Source organism: Streptomyces griseofuscus (assembly GCF_014673495.1).
In the GTDB taxonomy this organism is placed as follows: Bacteria; Actinomycetota; Actinomycetes; order Streptomycetales; family Streptomycetaceae; genus Streptomyces; species Streptomyces murinus.
The window spans coordinates 882753-901241 of record NZ_CP051006.1 but is presented as its reverse complement, the minus strand read 5'-3'; the positions used below and the strand labels follow the sequence as shown (position 1 = coordinate 901241).

General features: G+C 72.7%; 14 protein-coding genes. 7 read left to right on the top strand and 7 right to left on the bottom strand.

Features of this window, described 5'->3' with window-relative positions; translation table 11 throughout:
• Nucleotides 1-3: 3 nt before the first annotated feature.
• Together HEP81_RS04025 and HEP81_RS04020 are read left to right on the top strand one after the other, a co-directional pair.
• Entirely contained in the window at nt 4-1599 is a 1596-nt protein-coding gene (locus HEP81_RS04025) for a class I adenylate-forming enzyme family protein (RefSeq protein ID WP_037657044.1), read from the top strand.
• A gap of 43 nt (nt 1600-1642) precedes the next feature.
• Nucleotides 1643-2974, top strand: coding sequence for a protoporphyrinogen/coproporphyrinogen oxidase (locus HEP81_RS04020; protein ID WP_037657047.1), 1332 nt, complete (start codon nt 1643-1645; stop codon nt 2972-2974).
• Between the two features lie 53 nt (nt 2975-3027).
• Here the strand turns inward: HEP81_RS04020 and HEP81_RS04015 are convergent, their stop codons facing one another.
• From HEP81_RS04015 to HEP81_RS04005, 3 genes are all read right to left on the bottom strand, one after another.
• Nucleotides 3028-3714 carry a glycoside hydrolase family 11 protein gene (locus HEP81_RS04015; RefSeq protein ID WP_106979950.1) on the bottom strand — a complete coding sequence of 229 codons (687 nt, stop codon included), beginning with the start codon at nt 3712-3714 and terminating at the stop codon, nt 3028-3030.
• Between the two features lie 93 nt (nt 3715-3807).
• Complete coding sequence (locus tag HEP81_RS04010; protein ID WP_037657051.1) at nt 3808-5139, bottom strand: SGNH/GDSL hydrolase family protein; 1332 nt, start codon at nt 5137-5139, stop codon at nt 3808-3810.
• Nucleotides 5140-5158: 19 nt separating this feature from the next.
• Complete coding sequence (locus HEP81_RS04005) at nt 5159-8383, bottom strand: glycosyl hydrolase 115 family protein (RefSeq protein WP_037657052.1); 3225 nt, start codon at nt 8381-8383, stop codon at nt 5159-5161.
• A 271-nt stretch (nt 8384-8654) separates the two neighbouring features.
• Here HEP81_RS04005 and HEP81_RS04000 point away from each other — a divergent pair, with 271 nt between their 5' ends.
• From HEP81_RS04000 to HEP81_RS03985, 4 genes are all read left to right on the top strand, one after another.
• A complete protein-coding gene (locus HEP81_RS04000; protein ID WP_037657054.1) occupies nt 8655-9674 on the top strand; it encodes a LacI family DNA-binding transcriptional regulator in 1020 nt (339 codons plus the stop codon).
• Nucleotides 9675-9789: 115 nt separating this feature from the next.
• On the top strand, nt 9790-10407 hold the full coding sequence (locus HEP81_RS03995; RefSeq protein WP_037657115.1) for an RNA polymerase sigma factor: 618 nt from the start codon (nt 9790-9792) through the stop codon (nt 10405-10407).
• A complete protein-coding gene (locus tag HEP81_RS03990; protein WP_037657056.1) occupies nt 10404-11474 on the top strand; it encodes a CU044_5270 family protein in 1071 nt (356 codons plus the stop codon). The genes HEP81_RS03995 and HEP81_RS03990 overlap by 4 nt, the downstream gene beginning before the upstream one ends.
• Nucleotides 11475-11850: 376 nt before the next feature.
• Nucleotides 11851-13908 (top strand): cellulose binding domain-containing protein, encoded by a 2058-nt coding sequence (locus tag HEP81_RS03985; RefSeq protein ID WP_243279279.1) that lies wholly within the window; start codon nt 11851-11853, stop codon nt 13906-13908.
• 66 nt (nt 13909-13974) lie between these two features.
• On the opposite strand, the gene HEP81_RS03980 is transcribed toward HEP81_RS03985, so the two are convergent.
• On the bottom strand, nt 13975-14718 hold the full coding sequence (locus tag HEP81_RS03980) for an SDR family NAD(P)-dependent oxidoreductase (protein WP_051850243.1): 744 nt from the start codon (nt 14716-14718) through the stop codon (nt 13975-13977).
• Nucleotides 14719-15085: 367 nt separating this feature from the next.
• Here HEP81_RS03980 and HEP81_RS03975 point away from each other — a divergent pair, with 367 nt between their 5' ends.
• Nucleotides 15086-17311, top strand: coding sequence for a protein kinase domain-containing protein (locus HEP81_RS03975; protein WP_037657059.1), 2226 nt, complete (start codon nt 15086-15088; stop codon nt 17309-17311).
• A gap of 28 nt (nt 17312-17339) precedes the next feature.
• Here HEP81_RS03975 and HEP81_RS41215 read toward each other — a convergent pair whose 3' ends face one another.
• From HEP81_RS41215 to HEP81_RS41205, 3 genes are read right to left on the bottom strand one after another with little or no spacing between them, the layout of a single operon-like run.
• Nucleotides 17340-17654, bottom strand: coding sequence for a hypothetical protein (locus HEP81_RS41215; RefSeq protein WP_051850244.1), 315 nt, complete (start codon nt 17652-17654; stop codon nt 17340-17342).
• Nucleotides 17655-17669: 15 nt separating this feature from the next.
• On the bottom strand, nt 17670-17804 hold the full coding sequence (locus tag HEP81_RS41210; RefSeq protein WP_243279774.1) for a CoA transferase: 135 nt from the start codon (nt 17802-17804) through the stop codon (nt 17670-17672).
• 17 nt (nt 17805-17821) lie between these two features.
• On the bottom strand, nt 17822-18385 hold the full coding sequence (locus HEP81_RS41205; protein WP_051850245.1) for a hypothetical protein: 564 nt from the start codon (nt 18383-18385) through the stop codon (nt 17822-17824).
• Nucleotides 18386-18489: the final 104 nt, after the last annotated feature.

Here is an 18489-nt window from a genome sequence, read left to right as displayed (position 1 = left end):
GAGATGAGAACCCTCGAACCCGGCCTGTTCTTCGACGCGTTGGCCGACCGCGGCACCCGGACCCGGGTCCACCTGAGCCGCCCGCTGGACATCCCGGACGACGGCCGTACGTCCTACGGCGTCGAGGACCTCTCCCGCCTGGTGACCCAGGCCGCGGGCTGGCTCACCGCGCTCGGTGTGACGCGGGGCGACCGGGTCGCCGTGCTCAAACCCAACCACTGGGACTACGTGTTGCTCGCCTGCGCCGCCGCCCGCATCGGCGCCGTGCCCGCGCTGCTCTCCGGGAGCCTCCCGCCCGAGACCCTGCACCTCCTGCTCAAGCGCCTCGACGCCAGGGCCCTGGTCACCACCGCGGACACCCTCGCGGCCGCACACACCGCGGGCACCGACCTGACCGCCTGCACCCGCCGCACTCTCACCCTCGACGCCCCGGCACCCGGCGCCGTACCCCTCGCGGACGTGCGCGGCCACCGGCCACCGACACCCCAACGCCCGTCCGTGCAGGCACCGTTGGCCATCATGCACACCTCGGGCACCACCGGCGTACCCAAGCTGGTCGTGCACACCACCGCCTCACTGGTGCACCGCATCGCCGCCGCCGAGGCCCACCGCTGGCCCCTGGTGAGCAGCCGCCCCGACGACATCGTGGCCCAGGCGACGTCGTACGCCCATGGGCGCGGCCTCACCTGGACGCTCAGCGTGTTCGCCCTCGCCCCGCGCGACGTGGTGCTGCTCGACCGCTTCGAGGCCGAGCACGCCGAACCCGTCCTGCGCGCCCACCGCCCCACCGTCCTGGAGGCCACGCCCGCCGCCTATGTGCGCTGGCAGCCGCTCGCGGCGGCGCCGGACAACCCGTTTGCCCGAGTGCGCCTGTTCGTCAGCACCTTCGACGCCATCCACCCGCCCACGGTGCGCGCCTATCTCGCGGCCACGCGCCGTCGGCTGCCGCTGTGGGTGCAGGTCTGGGGGCAGTCCGAGACCGGGCCGCTCACCTTCCGCTGCCTGACCCGCCGTTCGGTGCGCGCGGCGGGGGAGCGGCACCCGACCACCCGCGACCTGGGCCGTCCCGTGCCCGGTAGGACACGGCTGCGGGTGGTGGATCCGGCCACCCTGCGACCGGTGGCACCCGGCAGGACCGGCCTGGTGATGGCCCGTACCAAGGCGCTGTGCGCGGGATACGTCGGGGAGCGGGAGCGGCTGTCCGCCAAGTCCGCGGGCGGCTGGTTCGCCACCGGGGACCTCGGCGTCATCACCCGGTCCGGCCGGCTGCGGCTGCTCGACCGGGAGGTGGACGCGGTCCCGGGCGGCGCCTGCGTCGAGATCGAGGACGTGCTGCACGACCGGCTCCCGGACGTCGTCGAGGCGGTGGTGCTCGCCCGGCCGGACGATCTCCCGCTGCCCGTCCTGGCGACCCGGGACGGAACCCTCCACCACGACACGTGGCGCCGGGCCGTCGCCGACCTTCCCCCGCTCGGCGAGCCCGCCCTGCTGCCCCTGGACCGGCTCCCGCTCACCGCGACGGGAAAGGTACGGCGCCAGGAGCTGCGGGACCGGCTGCTCGACGGGGCGCCGGCGCCCGGCACCGGACGCTGGACCTGACCCGCGCCGCCGCGCCGTACCCCTACACGAGGAAGAACCCCTGATGGCCGACACAGACATCGATGTCGCCGTGGTCGGAGCCGGGATCTCGGGCCTGGCCGCCGCCTTCCATCTGACGCGCACCGGCAGATCGGTGCGCGTGTTCGAGGCGGGCGACCGGGTCGGCGGGCGGATGGCCGGGCGCCGCCACGAGGGGTACGTCCTGGACGAGGGCGCCGAGCAGATCGCCACCCGCGGTTACGACGCCACCTGGCGGCTCATCCGCGCGGTCGGCCTGCCCGCCGACGCCGTCGTACCGGTGGGCGGCCGCATGGCGATCTGGCGCGACGGCCGGGCCCACCCCGACTTCGGCCATCCGGCGGGGCTGCTGACCGGCGCGGGCATGACCTGGCGCGGCCGGCTGTCCTGGCTGCGCTTCACCGCGACCCTCCTGCGCCACCGCTCGCGCTTCGACCCCGAGCACCCGGAGTCGACACCGTTCGGCGAGATGACCGTGGAAGAGTACGCCCGCCGTCACCATCGCGACCTGTACGAGCGGCTGTTGCAGCCGATGTCCGGCACCTTCTTCGGCTGGCTGCCCGAGCGTTCGGCGATCGGACCGATGGCCGCGCTGCTGCTCGCCGTCGGCGGCGCGGGAGAGCGCTGGGTGGCGTACCGGGACGGCATGGACACCCTGGCCAGGGCACTCGCGGACCGGCTGGACGTCGTCACCGGCACCGCCGCCGTCGCCGTCAAGCCGGGCCCGCGCACGGGCCGCCTCGACCTCGCCGACGGCACGACGGTGACCGCAGGACACGTCGTCCTCGCCGTACCCGCGCCCCTCGCACTCGAGTTGCACGCCGATGTCCCGGACGACGAGCGCCCCTATCTGACGGCCAGCACCTATCGCCCGATGCTCAAGGTGTCCTGCCTCCTCGACCGCCCCCTGCCGAGCCCCACCCGCCGGCCCTCCTACGGCCTCCAAGTGCCCGCGGTGGAGGACCGGGTGTTCGCCGGAGCCATCCTCGACCACATCAAGGCACCCGGCCGGGTGCCGCCCGGACGCGGCCTGATCAGCCTGTTCGCCTCCCCGTACGCGTCGGGGCGGCTGCTTGCGGGCACCGACGAGGAGATCGCGTCCGAGATCGGCGCGCACGCCGAGCGGTATCTGCCGGGCCTGACCGAGGCGACACGCACCGCCCTCGTGGCGCGCTGGCCGCACGGCCTGCCGGAGGCACAACCGGCCGCGCTGCGCCTGCGCCGGGCCTTCCTCCAACGCCCCTTGCGCTGCGTCGAGTTCGCCGGGGACTGGCTGGCCCTGCGCCCCAACAGCGAGGCCGCCGTCCACTCGGCCACGCTCGCCGTGCGCCGGGTCCTCGCCGCCGGCACCGGCTGACGCGAAGGAGGGCCGGGACGCCCCGGCCCTCCCCTGTGCGGGGTTGTCCTCGGTCAGCTCACCGTGATGTTGGAGCTGCCACTGCTCTGGTAGCCCTCGGTCGAGAGGATCATGTAGTTGAAGGCGCCCATGTTCATCCCGTGGCTCGCCCACGCGTCGAAGTGGTTGCCCGTGGTGATGGTGCCGCCCACCCGCTTGGACTGCCGCACGCTCCAGTACTGGTTGAACGTCGCGGTGCCGATGATGGACGGCTGGTTGACCTGCTGCGTCTCGTAGATGTCGTACGTGCCGCCGTCACTGGTGACGCTGCCCTTGTACGTGCCGGTGGGCCGGTAGGTGCCCCAGCTCTCCAGGATGTAGTACTCGACGAGCGGGTTGGTGGTCCAGCCGTAGAGCGACAGATACCCGTTGCCCGACGGGCTGAAGCTGCCGGAGTAGTTCACGCTGCGGCGGCTGCCGGTGCTCCAGCCCTTGCCGCAGGTGAAGTTGCCGCAGTTGGTCCACGAGGTGCTGTAGTTGCCGCCGGACCCCAGGTTCATGGAGACCGAACCGCCGCCGTTGGTCCAGAACGAATACCAGTAACCGTTGTTGCTGCCCGTCTGGTTGGTGGTGACGGTGGTGGCGGCCTGGGCGGTGCCCGGCAGCAGCAGCCCGGAGGCGGCCAGCGCCAGGGCACCGGCCCCGGCACCGGCGAGGAGATTTCTGCGGCTGAGCGGGTGGGCGGGGGGCTTGTCCTCCATGTGCATGCTTCCTCCTCGGGAAGGCTCGTGGAGAACCCGGGGCCGCGTGCTGCCGCTCCGGGGGCACAGATCGGTCCGGCCGGCGAAGTGCCGCTAGCGGAGACCGAATTCCGGCGTGGGCTGCTTGCCGAACAGCCGGGCCGGCACCGCGTCGGCCAGCAGCCGGTAGCCGGCCGGGTTCAGGTGCAGATGGTCACCGACGTCCAACGCGCCCTGGATCCGCCGGGGTCGGCGCGGATCGCGGACGGCCCGGTCGAAGTCGAGGACGGCGTCGAAGCGGCCGCTGGTGCGGATCCACCGGTTGACCGTCTGCCGGGCCGCCTCGCGGTAGCCGTTCGGGTCGTCGTAGCCGGTGTTGCCGCCGAACGGCGTCAGCGTGGCCCCGTACACCGGGATCCCCTGGGCGTGTGCCCGCACGATGATCTGGTCGTAGGCCGCGATCAGATCCGCCGCGGTCCTCCGCTGCGCGGCCCCGGTGGCGTCGGCGGTGCCGATGTCATTGACCCCCTCGAAGAGGATCAGCCACTTCACCCCGCTCTGCGCCAGGACATCGCGGTCGAATCGGGCCAGCGCATTGGGTCCGAGGCCGTCGTTGAGCACCCGGTTGCCGCCGGCCGCCTGGTTGAGGACCGCGACACCGGATGTCTCGGGGCGCGACCGCAGCCGGGTGAGCAGCTGGTCCGGCCACCGGTCGTTCCCGTCGGTCGTGGAGCCCCGGCCGTCCGTCAGCGAGTCGCCCACCACGACGGCCGCCGCGGTATCGCTCTTCGAGAAGACCTCGACTCCGCTGAGGAAATACCAGTGTTGAGCGGTGGCCGCCCCGCCGAGGTCCGCGTCGTCCAGATGGTTCCCGCGCACCATGTACGACGTGGTGCGCGAGCCCGGATGCGAGGTGATGTCGTCCGACGCCTGGCCGTCGGCCAGATAGAGCGTCACCGTGAGGTTGGACCCCGGCCGCAGCTGGAAGTCCAGCGGGTCGGAGACGGCCTGCGCGCCGACCGGGAGAACGGTGGAGGCACGGCCGTCGAAGGTCACCTTCCGGGTGCTGCCCGCCCGGACGGCGCCGGACCCGGGGCGCCCGCCCGCCGGGAGCGCCACCGAGACGGCCGTGAGGGGCAGCGCCGCCCCGCCGAACGCGTTGGAGAAGCGCAGCCGCAGATGCGTCCCCCCGACCGAGACATGCACGGTCTGGCGCACCGTGCTGTCGGCGAAGACCTGGTCCGGCTGGGTGAACGGCGCCGGAGGCATGTTGCCCGGCTCGGTCAGCTGCGGCATCGAGGTCCAGGTGTTCACCCAGTGCCCGGCGACGGCCCGGCTCGTGGCCACCGTACGGTCCCCGCCGGCCGCGGGTGAGGTGGCGAAGCCGGTGGCCGTGAGCACGGCCGCGGCGGCAATGCTCACCACGAATGCGGATGTTCGGCCCATGAGGTGTGTCGTCCCTTCTTCAGCGCAGCCGGAGGCTCTCGGGCGGACCGAGGTAACTGGGCTTGAGGCCACCGGTGTCCATGACGAGGTTCTGGAGCACCACGGTGGGGTCGACCATCCAGAACTTCAGGACGTGCACCCCCGCCTCGGTGATGCGGTGGGTGGTCGTGGTGACGTTGACGTTGTCGGAGGTGTTGCGCTGCCACTGCGTGTTCATCGTGCCGTCGTCGGAGCCGGTGACCTCGGTGATGTTCACCGACTGCGGCCGGTCGCCGTCGAAGGAGACGGCGTAGGTGAGACCGCCGTTCGCCAGCACGTCGTTGCGCGGCGAGAGGTACGCCGACACCTTGACCGGGCCGGTCGTGAACAGCGTGACGGTGTACTCCAGTCGGGGTCCGTCGCCGCCCGGGGTCCGCCGGGACGCGGTGACCGGGAAGGGCTCCATGCCCGCGCCGGTCCTGCCGATGCCGGGGAGGCGGCGCCAGGAAATCCCGTCCCCGCCACGGGCATCGGTGTAGTGGTCGGCCTCGATGGAGATGTGGCCGCGCGCCTCGACGAACCCGCTGACCTTGTGCGCGGGCCTCGGATGGTCCACCGGGACCTGGACCGTGACCCGTTGGCCGTCCGGACCGCTGACGGTGACGGGCACCGTGGTCCTGCCCCGGGGCGCACGGGACCAGTCCGCGTGCAGGGTGACGCGTGTCTGTCCGTCGACGCGCCCCCTCGTCGCGTCGACGGACAGCCACGGGACCCCGGTACGGATCTGGTAGTCGAAGGGCGCCGTACCGCGGTTGAAGATCTCGATGTACGGCGCCGGTCCGCTCGCGTACGGGCTCAGGGCGGGCAGCACGCAGTCGGCCGCGGAGCCGGGCCACACCTGGTCGCTGCCGTCCACGGCGATCCCCATCCGCGCCTTCGTCTGCGGGGTGATCCGCTCGACGGCCGGGAAGATGACGTCGGGGATGGCCGCGTTGTCGATCTGCGGTTGCTGCCAGGGCGCGTCAGGGCCGTACCGGGCCACATCTCCGTAGTCGATGTGCGGCTGGGTCTGGAACCCCTTCCATTTCCCTTGTGCCACACCGTTGTCGAAGTGATCGGCGAGCGCCTTGTCCTCGGCGAAGTACGACTCCGCCTGCGCGGCCAGCGCGTTGGCGAGAGCCCGGCCCTGACCGGCGTACAGCAGGTTGGTGAACTGGGCCTGGCGCAGGGCGTAGAGGTTCGCCGTCGCCTTGACCGGATACAGGACCAGCTCGTAGAAGCCGTCCCGCTTTGCCGCCGGGAGGGCGCGGTTCGCGCGCTCGGCCGCGGCGGACAGCTCCGTCCACTCCCGTGTGACGCGTTCCATCTCCCGGTAGTCGGTGAGGCTGAACGGCGTCGCCCGGTCGTCGTAGACGACGGCGGAGGAGTCCGTGGCCAGGTCCTTGTCCGGATCCACGGTGATCTTCCGGTTGAGCAACTCGGGCTTGCGCCGGGCCTGTAGATACCCGTACGTGTCCAGCACCTTGGCGATCTCGGCGGCGTGCGCGGGCCCGAAGTTCTGCCGTGCGTACTGCTCCAGCCAGGCGGGGACGTCCTCGGCGGTCCAGCGCGCGGGGTTCCAGGCGTAGTCGAGGAAGAACTGCGTGGACAGCTCATTGCCCTTCACATCACCGGAGTTGGCGATCCACAGCTGCCGGATGCCGTAGGTGTACGCCTGGCCGAGCTGGTCGAGGACATTGGCCAGGTTGGCGGTGTCGACCCACTTGTAGTTGCGGCCCGCGCCGACGTAGTCGAAGTGGTAGTAGAGGCCGTAACCGCCGCTGTGCGCGGGCAGGGACGGGCTCGGGACCAGGCGCAGATTGCCCCAGTTGTCGTCGGTGAAGACCACCGTCACATCGTCGGGCGCCCGCAGGCCCTGCTCCCAGTAGCGCTGGACCTCCTTGTAGAACGTCCACACCTGCGGGGTCTCGGACTGCGGCCTGCCGGTGACGTCCGCGATGATCTGGCGCTGGGTGGCCACGATGCTCTGCATCAGGTCGATGCCGTCGCCGTCGGGCAGCGCAGTGTCGCCGTTGCCCCGCATGCCGAGGGTCACCACCCCCTCGAAGCCCTCGCGCACCTTGCGGCGGATGCCGTCCGTCCAATACGCCTTCAGAGCCTCGGTGTTGTGCCGGAAACTCCACTCGCCGGTACCGCCGTACGGGTCGCTGCCCGGAGTGACGACATTGCCCTGCGTGTCGCGCACCGCGGGCACGGCGTGCCGGTTCCACTCCTCGATGCCGCGCATCATGGGCGCCTCGTGCGAGGTGCCCATCACCACGCCGTACGCCGTCGCGGTCGCGTGGTTCTCCGGATCGTCCTCGGCGAAGGCGCGCCCCCATACCGCGGGCCAGAGGTAGTTGGCCTTCAGCCGCAGCATCAGCTCGAAGACCTTGGCGTAGAAGGCGCGGTTGAAGCCGTCGGGGTGGCCGGGGGCGAGACCGGGACCGAAGTGGGCCGGCGCCCAGGTGCCCAGCGACGGGTTCTCGTCGTTGATGAAGAAGCCGCGGTACTTCACGGCGGGCGTGCCCTGGGTGTGCCGCCCTGGCCGGACGTGCAGCAGATCCTGGTGAATCGGCGCGGCGTCCGCCCACCAGTACCAGGGCGAGACCCCGACGCCCCGGCTGACGTCGTAGATGCCGTAGATGGTGCCGCGCTGGTCGCTGCCCGCGATCACGAAGGCGCGGTCGACCCCGGGCAGCGGGTGCTCCACCACCTGCTCGAGAGAGGTCTCCCACTTCCCGGCGAGCCCGCTGACGTCCAGCTTCCCGGCGGCCACCAGACGGTCGATCAGCGGGCTCTTGCCGAGCGTGCCGATGAGGACGACCTCGCGCAGGCCGGCCGTGCCATGGGACAGCGCGGGTGCGACCCCGGTGACCCGCTCCAGGTCGTCGCGCAGATCGCCGGCCGCGCGGACCACGCTCTCGTGGTCGTCGGCATCGACCACCAGCGGAGTGGCCCTGCCGCGGTCGACCAGCGGGAACGTGCCGGGTCCGCGCGAGGTGGTGATGTACGACCCCGGGTCGGTGGGCCGCGCCGCCGCCGTGGTCCCGTCGGCCCGGGCGGGGGCCGCCGCGCCCAGCACGGAGGCCACGGGGGCCGTCAGCGCGGTGAGCCCGACCCCGAGGGCCAGTGCCGTCCGCCGGCTCATACCGTCCGGGCGGCCGTCGTCGGCCGCGGGGGTGTCGGGTCGTGTGCCGGCGGGCCTGTGCCGCGCAGAGTCCATGCCGCTCTCCAGGGGACGGGGAGCCCCTTCGCGGGCCGCGGGGGACGGCCCTGGGGACGGGGTGGGGCATCGAAAGGGGCCGATACTGTTTCCGGAAAGTTTCCGGAAGTTGTCGCGAAACGTTAGGGTCGCACCGACTGGCCGTCAACCCCCGCGGCATCAACTGGCCCCCGCCGTGCGGGCCTTGGCCGCGCGGCGTCCCGGGCGGCGGCGCGCGGGTCCCCGCTCGGGCGATTGCCTATGCTGAGGGACCGCAGGCGAGGAGGCACGGATGGCAGCACAGGACGCGGGCCGCGTCACCATCGCGGACATCGCCCGGGAGGCGGGCGTGTCCCTGCCGACGGTCTCCCGGGTGCTCAACGGACGCGCCGATGTGTCCCCCTCGACCCGCCGCCGGGTCGAGGACCTGCTGGCCCACCACGGCTACCGGCGGCGCGCCGCCCAGCCCGCCGGCCGGGCGGAACTGATCGACCTGGTCTTCAACGACCTCGACAGCCCCTGGGCCGTGGAGATCCTGCGCGGCGTGGAGGACGTGGCGCACGCGGCGGGCCTCGGCACGGTGGTCTCCGCGGTGCACCATCGCAGCACCTCGGCCCAGCAGTGGCTGGTCAACCTGCGGGCCCGGGCCTCCGACGGCGTCATCCTGGTCACCTCGGACCTCGCCCCCGAACTGCACGCCGAGCTAAGGCGCCTGGGCGTGCCCACCGTCATCATCGACCCGGCCGGGGTGCCCACCTTCGGCATACCGACGATCGGCGCCATGAACTGGGCGGGCGGCCGCAGCGCCGTCGAGCATCTGCTCTCCCTCGGGCACCGCCGCATCGGCGTCATCACCGGCCCGGCCACGCTGCTGTGCAGCCGGGCCCGGCTCGACGGCTACCGGGCCGCTCTGGAGTCCGCCGGGGTGGAGATCGACGACCGGCTCGTCCGCCGCGGCGACTTCTCCTACGAGGCCGGCTTCACCGCGGGCACGGAACTGATCACCCTCCCCGACCCGCCGACCGCGATCTTCGCCTCCAGCGACCAGATGGCCCTCGGTGTCTACGAGGCCGCCCGCCAGCACGACCTGCGGATCCCGGACGACCTCAGTGTCGTCGGCTTCGACGACCTGCCCCAGGTCCAGTGGTCCCCACCACCCCTGACCACCGTCCGTCAACCCCTGGACGAAATGGGCCAGGTCGCCGTCCGCACCCTGCTCCGCCTGATCCAGGGCGAGACCCTGGAGAGCCCGCACATCGAACTGGCGACACAACTGGTGGTGCGCAGCAGTACGGGCCTGGCGCGGGGGTGATCCCGGGGCCGGGCCCTCGGGAGGCTGCCCGGAGCGGGGCGCCGCCGTGATGTACGACACAGGAACTATCCGCGTCGTGCGGAGAGAAGTGAGTGTGAACAAGTCAGAGAACGACATCCGCCGCCGCGTACGCGAGGGGGATCGCGAGGCGTTCGCCCAGCTGTACGAGGAGTTCGCCCGGCCCGTGTACAACCACGGGCTGCGGCTGACCGGCGACTGGTCGACGGCCGAAGAGGTCATGGCAGAGACATTTCTGACCGCGTGGCACTCGCGTGCGCGGGTCCAGGAGGACGGCGGCTCGCTGCTGCCCTGGCTGCTGGGCATCGCCACCCACAAGGCGGACAACGCGCGCCGCAGCACCTGGCGGCGCCAGCTGTTCCTGGTCCGTCAGCCGCCACCGCCGGACGTCGAGGACTTCGCCGCCCGTTCGGCCGGGCGCATCGACGACGCGCGCCGGCTCCGGGCCGTGCACGCGGCGCTGGGCCGGTTGCGGCGGCAGGACCGTGAGGTCCTCGCCCTGTGCGTCTGGTCCGGACTGGACTACCAGGAGACGGCCGAAGCACTGGGGATCGCGGTCGGCACCGTACGCTCCCGGCTCTCCCGTGCCCGCAAGAAGCTCGCCCGCCTCGCGGACGAGAGCGCCGGACAGAATCGGGAACCGCAGATCCGCCGCGGAGAGATAACCAGTGCGGCCGCGATCGCGGCCCTGCCCGTGCGGGAGGAACTCACATGAACGACCGTCACGCCTGCCCACAGCGGCACGACGACCGCGAGGAGATCGCCCGTCTGCTGCCGGCCCCGGCCGACTGGGACCTCCCGCGCGCGCAGCACCTTCGTCACAAGGATCTGCTCATGCGCCACATCGACCGCGACCAGGCCGAGACCGCGACCCCCGAACCCAGCACCGCGCCGGTCCGCCGCGCGCGGCCCCTGCTGCGGCCCGCGCTCGTCGCCTCGGCGGCCGCCCTCGCCCTGGCCGCGGCGGGAACCACCGGTGCCGTCCTGAGCGGCAACGGCGGCCACGACGACGCCGCCGCACAGCACGCCGCAACGGACATGCGGCCCGCCGCCGCCCTGCTGCACCGCATCTCGGACGCCGTCGCGGACCACGGCACTCTCACCGTGCGCGACGACCAGTTCGCCTACACCCGGGAGAAGGTCCGCGGGGCCGATCTGACCAGCGGCAAGGCCGTCGTCGGCCCGCTCGAGGACTACGAGTCGTGGGTGTCCCAGAAGCCCGGCCCGCTGCACACGCTCGGCCTGGTCCGCGCCGACGGCGAGACCATGCCCATCAACGCCGAACTGGGGGACACCAAGGGCACCCCGGCCGGTCTCGGCCGGCCGACGTACCACTGGCTCGCCTCCCTGCCCACCGACCCGGACAAGCTGCTCGCCTACCTCTACGCCAAGACGCCCGCGGCCGAGGGACGGGAGCGCGATCAGGCGGTGTTCGAGCAGATCGGCAGCCTGCTCGGCGGACTGACGCCGCCCCGCACCGCCGCCGCCCTGTACCAGGCCGCCGCGAAGATCCCCGGCGTCGACCGGTCGTCGCGGGTGCGGGACGCGATCGGCCGGCCGGGCCTCGGCATCGTCCGCGACGACACGCGCTACGGCGTGCGCACCGAGTGGGTCTTCGACGCCAAGGACTACTCCTTCCTCGGCTCCCGCAGCTACCTGACGAAGGACGCGTCGTACGGCAAGGCCGGCACCCTGCTGTCCAGCACGGCCGAACTGGCCCACGCCGTGGTCGACAAGGCGGGCGTGCGGCCCGCGGCCGAGGACCGTACCGGAACCGCCTGATGATCCGGCCGTGCCCCGCGGGCGAGACCTCCCGCGGGGCACGGCCACCGGGCACCGGGAACGCCGTGGCACCGTCGCGGGCGGGCCGCGACACCGCCGGACGCGGGTCGTGGTGGCGAGGGACAGCCGATTGACACGACCGGCGAGCGCTCCCATCATGGGAGCGCTCCCAAGCCTCAAGTCCCAGGCTCCGCCCACCCGTTGGCGCACCGCCGACGGACGGCGCGGTGCTGCACGCCGCACGGTCCCCCATCCCTCGTCCGGCTCCGCGGTGTGGCCCCGGGCCGGCGCATCACCCGGGAGGAACACCCCCATGCCGTTCCGCAGGAGACCAGCCCGCAGCAGAACGGACGGGCTCCGCCGTCCGCTCGCCGTCTTGGCCTCGGCCGCCCTGGCCATGGCGGCCGCGATCGTGCCGCTCGCCACCTCCGCCGCAGCCGACGCGGCCGCCACCGGCGACACCACGGTCACGGTCAACGCGAACGCGGGCCTGGGCACGGTCACTTCGACCGCGCTCGGCGCCAACACCGCCGTCTGGGACGCGTACATGAACGACCCCGGCGTGGCCCCCCTCTACCGGGCCGCGGGGATCGGCGCGCTGCGCTACCCGGGCGGCTCCTACGCCGACCTCTACCACTGGGTCGACAACACCGCGCCCGGCGGCTACGTCGCCCCCGGCACCGACTTCGACTCCTTCATGGGCACCGCGAAGGCATCCGGCGCCCAGCCGATCCTGATCGCCAACTACGGCTCGGGAACCGCCCAGGAGGCCGCGGACTGGGTCCGGTACGCGAACATCACCAAGGGCTACGGCGCCAGGTACTGGGAGATCGGCAACGAGCTCTACGGCAACGGCGTCTACGGCAGCGGCTGGGAGAACGACACCCACGCCGACAAGACGCCGGACCAGTACGCCCGCGAGGTCAAGTCCTACGCCGCCGCCATGAAGGCGGTCGACCCCACCGTCAGGATCGGAGCGGTCCTCACCATGCCCGGCAACTGGCCCGACGGCTCGGTGGCCACCGGTGACACCGGCGACTGGAACCACACCGTGCTCGCCGCCGTCGCCCACGACATCGACTTCGTCAGCGTCCACTGGTACCCCAACACCAGTAACGGCGACCAGTCGCTGGCCGCCGTACGGCAGTTGCCCGGTGAGCTGCACGAGGTGCGCGACCTGGTGGACCGGTACGCGGGCGCCGACTCCGCGCACATCGGCATCGCGATGACCGAGGTGAACTCCAACTCCGGCGGCGGCGCCTTCACCAGCCGCCCCAACGGCCTGTTCACCGCCGAGGCCATGATGACCGCGCTGGAGAACGGCGTCTTCACCGTCGACTGGTGGGACACCCACAACAGCGCGGGCACCATCAGCAACGTCGGCGGTGAGACCGACTACGGCGACATGGGCATGCTGTCCAACGGCAGCTGCTCCGGCGGCGTCTGCGAGCCCGCCGTGAACACCCCCTTCGCGCCGTACTACGGCATCAGGACACTCGGCGCGCTCAGCGACCCCGGCGACAGCATGGTGGCCTCCGGCACCTCCGGTTCCGAGGTCTCCTCGCACGCGGTGCTCCGCTCCGACGGTGACCTCGGCGTCCTGCTGCTGAACAAGAGCTCCGGCACCGAGCACACCGTGGACCTGCGGTACCTGGGCTTCACCGCCGCCTCCGGCACCCCCGAGGTCCAGCGGTGGGCCCCCGGTGACGACGGCCTGGTGGACGCGACCGGCACCGCCACGGCCGACTCGGTGACCCTCGCGCCGTACTCCATCACCGTACTGACCCTGCACCCGAAGAGCGGCACGGGTTCCGCCGCCGCCACCGTCGGCGCGCCCGGCACACCGCGGACCACCGCGGTCGGCGCCGGCACCGTCGGCCTGACCTGGCCGGCCGCGACCGGCACGGTGGACCGGTACGAGGTCTACGAGCAGCTCGGCACCAACATCCAGCTGCTCGGCTCGTCCACCGGCACCTCCGTCACGCTCTCCAACCTGCCGGCCGGCTCCCGGCACACCGTCGAGGTGCTGGCCCGCGACAAGGCGGGACACCTCTCCCGGCCCTCCGCCCCGCTGACCTTCACCACCACTACGCCGGACGACAGCACCTGCACCGTCTCGTACCAGGTGACCTCGGGCTGGGGCAACGGCTTCGTCTCCAACGTGGTGGTGAGCAATGTCGGGCCCGCGGACATCGACGGCTGGACCCTGACCTTCGACTGGCCGTCGGCCGGGCAGTCCCTCTCCTCGTCCTGGAACGCGAACGTCACCGGCGACGGGCGGCACGTCCATGTGACCAACACCGACTCCAACGCCGAACTTGCCCCGAACGGCGGCAACTCCGTCACCTTCGGCTTCGTCGGCGCCAATGACGGCGCCAACCCCTCCCCGACGTCCTTCACCCTCAACGGCACGGTCTGCCGGACGGTCTCCTGATCCGGCGCGGCCCCGGGTGGGACGGCTCCACCGCCCCACCCGAGGTACGTCCCGGACCGGGGCGCCTCAGATCGCGGTCCGGCCGCCGTCCACGGCGATGGTGGCGCCGGTGACGTAACTGGCCCTAGGCGAGGCCAGGAAGGCGACCACCTCGGCGACCTCGGAGGGCTCGGCGACCCGCTTCATCGCGGTCGTCGCGCCCAGCGCGTCGAAGAGCTCGCGCCCCTCCGGCCGGGTGTACACCGGGCCGGGGGCCACGGTGTTGAAGCGGACACCGCGCGCGCTGTACTCGGCCGTCCAGCTCTGTGTCAGCGAGGCCAGGGCCGCCTTCGTGGCGCCGTAGGCCGCGGCGTTGGCCAGACCGAGGGTGCCCGCCATGCTGCCGATGCTGATCACACTGCCTGAGCGCTTCGCGGCCATCGCGGGGGCGAAGGCGGCCACCAGGAAGAAGGGCGCGCGGACATTGCCGTCGAACATGGCGTCGTAGTCGGCGGGCCGCATCTCCTCGGTCGGGGCCCAGTGCGCGACTCCGGCGTTGTTGACCAGTACATCCACCTCGCCCACCGCGGCCGCCAGCCGGCTCGCGCCGTCCGGCTCGGTGAGGTCGGCCGCGACGAACCGGGCCCGGCCCCCGGCCGCGGCGATCTCCGCCACGGCCTCGGCACCGCGCTCGGCATTGCGGCCCACGACCACGACGGACAGCCCGTCCTCGGCCAGCCGCTTGGCGATCGCCCGGCCGATACCGGAGGTGGCCCCGGTGACCAGCGCGGTCGGGGGACGGGACGCGGGGGCGGCGCTCTGTGCGGACATACGGGACACCTTTCGAGGTCACGAGCCGGGCAGGCCCGTCCGGCGGACTGAGGGCGCGTCCGAGACGACGCCCTCCCCAAGGAACGCAGTCCGGCGGTGAGAAGGCGTCACGACACCCCGGGGGGCCGCCTGATCGGCGCCTTCGAGGCGGGCATGCGTCGGCCCCGGCGGGTCGGCCTCCGTCGGGTGAGGGCCCGCCCGGAGCCCCCAGCACGGACTCGGCCCGGTCGCCGAGGAGTTGGGAGGGCCGTGTCCGAGTGTGATGCTTCTGCGAAGGGCTGCCCGGACCGTCCGCAGCCCGGCCGGCCACGCCTGCGCGTTCCGTATTCTGGCGGCTGGAACTGCCGGCTGGCCAGGGGAGGGGCGCGTGCCGCTACACAAGGACGACCCGAGATCCGTCGGCGGCTACAAGTTGGTCGACCGGCTCGGCGCCGGCGGCATGGGCAGGGTCTACCGGGGCAGATCACGTTCCGGACGCGAGGTCGCCGTCAAGGTCGTCCATGCCGAATACGCCCAGAACCCCGTCTTCCGGGCCCGGTTCCGGCAGGAGATCGAGGCCGCCCGCCGGGTGAGCGGCGCCTTCACCGCGGCCGTGGTGGACGCCGACCCGGAGGCCGACGCGCCCTGGATGGCCACCCAGTACGTGCGCGGCCGGTCCCTCGCGGACCATGTCCGCGACCAAGGACCGTTGCGCGTCACCGAGTTGCGGCCGCTGGCGCTGGGTCTGGTGGAGGCGCTGCGCGACATCCACCGGGCCGGGGTGGTGCACCGCGATCTGAAACCGGCCAACGTCCTGATGGCGGAGGACGGCCCGCGCGTCATCGACTTCGGCATCTCCCGGGCCGTGGAGAGCCACCACACCCTCACCGAGACCGGGCAGGTGATCGGCACCCCGCCCTTCATGTCCCCCGAGCAGTTCACCGACGCCCGTACGGTCGGCCCCGCCTCCGACGTCTTCTCGCTCGGCGCGCTGCTGGTGTGGTGCGTCACCGGACGCGGCCCCTTCGACGCCGACAGCCCCTATCTGACCGGCTACCGGGTCGTCCACAACGAGCCCGCGCTCGACGGGGTGACCGGATCCGTGCGCGCGGTGCTGGAGCGCTGCCTGGCCAAGGAGCCCGTCGACCGGCCCGCACCGGACCGGCTGGCCCAGGAGTTCGCCGAGGCCCTGCCGGAGCTGTCACCGGGCGAACCGCGGACGATGACACTGCGGCTGCCCTCCGCGCGGCCCGCGGATCCGCCCGCCACCGGCGCCCCGACGACCGCGGACCAGCGCCCCCGAAGGCGCGGACCGCGCGTGCTGCTGGCCGTGTCCGGAGTGCTGGCCGCCGCCCTGAACGGCTATCTCCTGCTCGACCCGCCGGGCGACAGCGGTGGCGACGGTGGCGGCACGGTACAGGTTGGAGCCACGGCCGGCGGACGCTGGACCCCGCTCCCGGCCGGCTGGAAACCCTGGCAGACGACCGCGGCCGCCGACGCCGAGAAGGGCGTGCGGAAGGCACCTGGATACGACGGCAACCGGACACCGGACTGCGTACCGGACGCCGGCGCCCTCTACTGCGCGGGCAGCGCACTCCTCCCCGAGCGGATCGACGCCGCCTCCGGCCGCACCCTGTGGCGCGCCGGCATCGCGCCCGCCGGGGTCCCGGCCGACCGGTACGTCACGAACACCCTCGGCACGTACGAGGGCGTGGTGCTCGTGGAGTTGACGGTCACCGGCTCGGCCGGCACGGGCCGGTCGCAGTCCGTCCTCGCCCTCGACGCCACGAGCGGCGCACAGCTCTGGTCCCACCCGGTGCGCCCCGACAGTCTCGGTTCGGCCTACGCGGCCGGGGTGACGATGACCCAGGAGGGCGACGGCGGCGCGGTGACCGTCCGCTCGGCGCGCGACGGAACGGTACGCGGACGGATCCCCATACCCGCCGGATACGACTGCTATCCGCTCGCCGCCGGGAACCGCCCGTACGTGGAGTGCATCACCCGCGCGGAGGGCTCGCACCTCACCAGGTTCCTCGTGGTCGACCCCGCCGACGGCTCCGCGCGCACCCTGGCGTCCCCCGCCCAGCAGCGGAGCTTCATCGGCGCCCTGGACGGCCGGCTGGTCTTCGTGGAATCGACCGACAACCCCGCGCCCGACAGCCCCGACCTGGTCTACACCCGTATCGTGCGCGTCGACCCGCGCACCGGCGAGCGTGCGCTGACCCCGCTGCCCGAGCGGTATCGGGGCGGGCTCCCGACCCTGGCCCGCGGCACGCTCTACTTCGCCACCTCCAGCGGCATGGTCACGGCCGTCTCGGCCGTGACCGGGGCCAGGCTGTGGCAGAGCCATACGACCCTGGAGACGCCGGGCCAGGTCTCGGTGGATCCGAACGGCCGCACCGTGTACCTGGCCGGGGGGAGCGGCCGGGTGGCCGCTCTCGACACGGCCCGCGGCCTCCTGCTGTGGGAGTCCTCGGCCCGCGCGGAGGTGCTGGACAGCGGGCTGCTGCCCACGGTGTGGTTCGACAAGGGCGCGCTGGTCCTCGCGGCCTCCGACGGCAAACTCTTCACCCTCGACCCGGCCCACCCGGACCGCGAACCCGTACCGGGGTGACACGAACCCGGTTGCGCCGCGCGGCGGATCAGGCGGTGGGCAGCCACTGTGCCCGCTGGGAACCGCGGGGCACGAGGACCTGCCGGTAGGTGCCGGGGGTGTCCGACATCTTCACCTGGTCGGTGACGCCCTGGCAGTGGCCGAGCGGCGTCTCGGCGGTGAAGACCTCGGGGTCCGGGTAGGCGTGCAGCTCGCCGGTGCCCGCGATCTCCTCGGCGTACGACGTGTCGAAGACGCCCATCGACAGGATCCACAGGGCGACCCGGGACAGCGAGACATGGACGCGGTAGCCGCCGCCGTCCACGGCACGGCGGCGCAGTGCCTCGGCGATGCCGGCCGTCATGAACCACGAGACCAGTTAGTCGTTGACGACGGTGATGGGCGGCAGGGCCGGCTTGTCGCCGTCGCCCTCCAGATGGAGCAGTCCGGTGAGCGCGCCCGCGGTCCGGTCGAAGCCCAGGCAGTTCTTCCAGGGACCGCTACGGCCGTTCAGTGAGACCGTCGCGTGGATCAGGCCCGGGCGGCGGTTGGCGTAGAGGACATCGGCGCCGGACTGGAGTTCGTGGATCCGGGCCAGCCCTCCCGGGTGTACGGGCTGACCGTGGCGGAGCGCACGCCCACGCCGGTGGTCAGGTAGGTGACATCGTGCTCCAGCTCGTAGGGCCGCCACAGGTTCAGCACATCGGCGCCGTGCAGGGCGAGGGCGCGGCCGGCTCCGGCGCCCGCGATGATGTGGCCCATGCCCAGGGCACGCACCCCGTCGAACGGCGCGGTCGGATCCGCGCACTTGGAGATCGCGGCCGCCACGTCCTCGGGCACCCCGCCCGCACCGAGCAGCCGCTGCGCGGCGACCTTGATGGTGGGGTAGATGTCGAACGGCATCATCCAGCGGTGGTCGGCGGTGCGGTAGAGAGCGTTGGCGAACGCCTGGTTCGGCAGCGAGGGGGTGCCGCCGACATAGCCGTTGATGAGCTCCCACTTCCCGTCGTAGAAGGGGCACAGGCGGTGCGGGCCGCCACCGGCCTGCGGCCACCGGACGACCACCCCGACCGCCCGCCCACTCTCGGCCTGCACCCGTCCGGCCCTGGTCTTTGTCCATCCGGATCACCACCCTGCGTCGGGCAGGGACCGTCGGCGCCGCCGTGCCGCGGTTGGCGGTGGGCCCCTCCACCGTCCGT

What these genes read in the sequence shown, in the direction of transcription:
- HEP81_RS04025 (WP_037657044.1), top strand. Translation starts at nt 4, where the DNA reads ATGAGAACCCTCGAACCCGGCCTGTTCTTCGACGCGTTGGCCGACCGC.
- HEP81_RS04005 (WP_037657052.1), bottom strand. Translation starts at nt 8,383, where the DNA reads ATGGACTCTGCGCGGCACAGGCCCGCCGGCACACGACCCGACACCCCC.
- HEP81_RS03980 (WP_051850243.1), bottom strand. Translation starts at nt 14,718, where the DNA reads ATGTCCGCACAGAGCGCCGCCCCCGCGTCCCGTCCCCCGACCGCGCTG.
- HEP81_RS41215 (WP_051850244.1), bottom strand. Translation starts at nt 17,654, where the DNA reads ATGACGGCCGGCATCGCCGAGGCACTGCGCCGCCGTGCCGTGGACGGC.
- HEP81_RS04015 (WP_106979950.1), bottom strand. Translation starts at nt 3,714, where the DNA reads ATGGAGGACAAGCCCCCCGCCCACCCGCTCAGCCGCAGAAATCTCCTC.
- HEP81_RS04020 (WP_037657047.1), top strand. Translation starts at nt 1,643, where the DNA reads ATGGCCGACACAGACATCGATGTCGCCGTGGTCGGAGCCGGGATCTCG.
- HEP81_RS04000 (WP_037657054.1), top strand. Translation starts at nt 8,655, where the DNA reads ATGGCAGCACAGGACGCGGGCCGCGTCACCATCGCGGACATCGCCCGG.
- HEP81_RS03990 (WP_037657056.1), top strand. Translation starts at nt 10,404, where the DNA reads ATGAACGACCGTCACGCCTGCCCACAGCGGCACGACGACCGCGAGGAG.
- HEP81_RS04010 (WP_037657051.1), bottom strand. Translation starts at nt 5,139, where the DNA reads ATGGGCCGAACATCCGCATTCGTGGTGAGCATTGCCGCCGCGGCCGTG.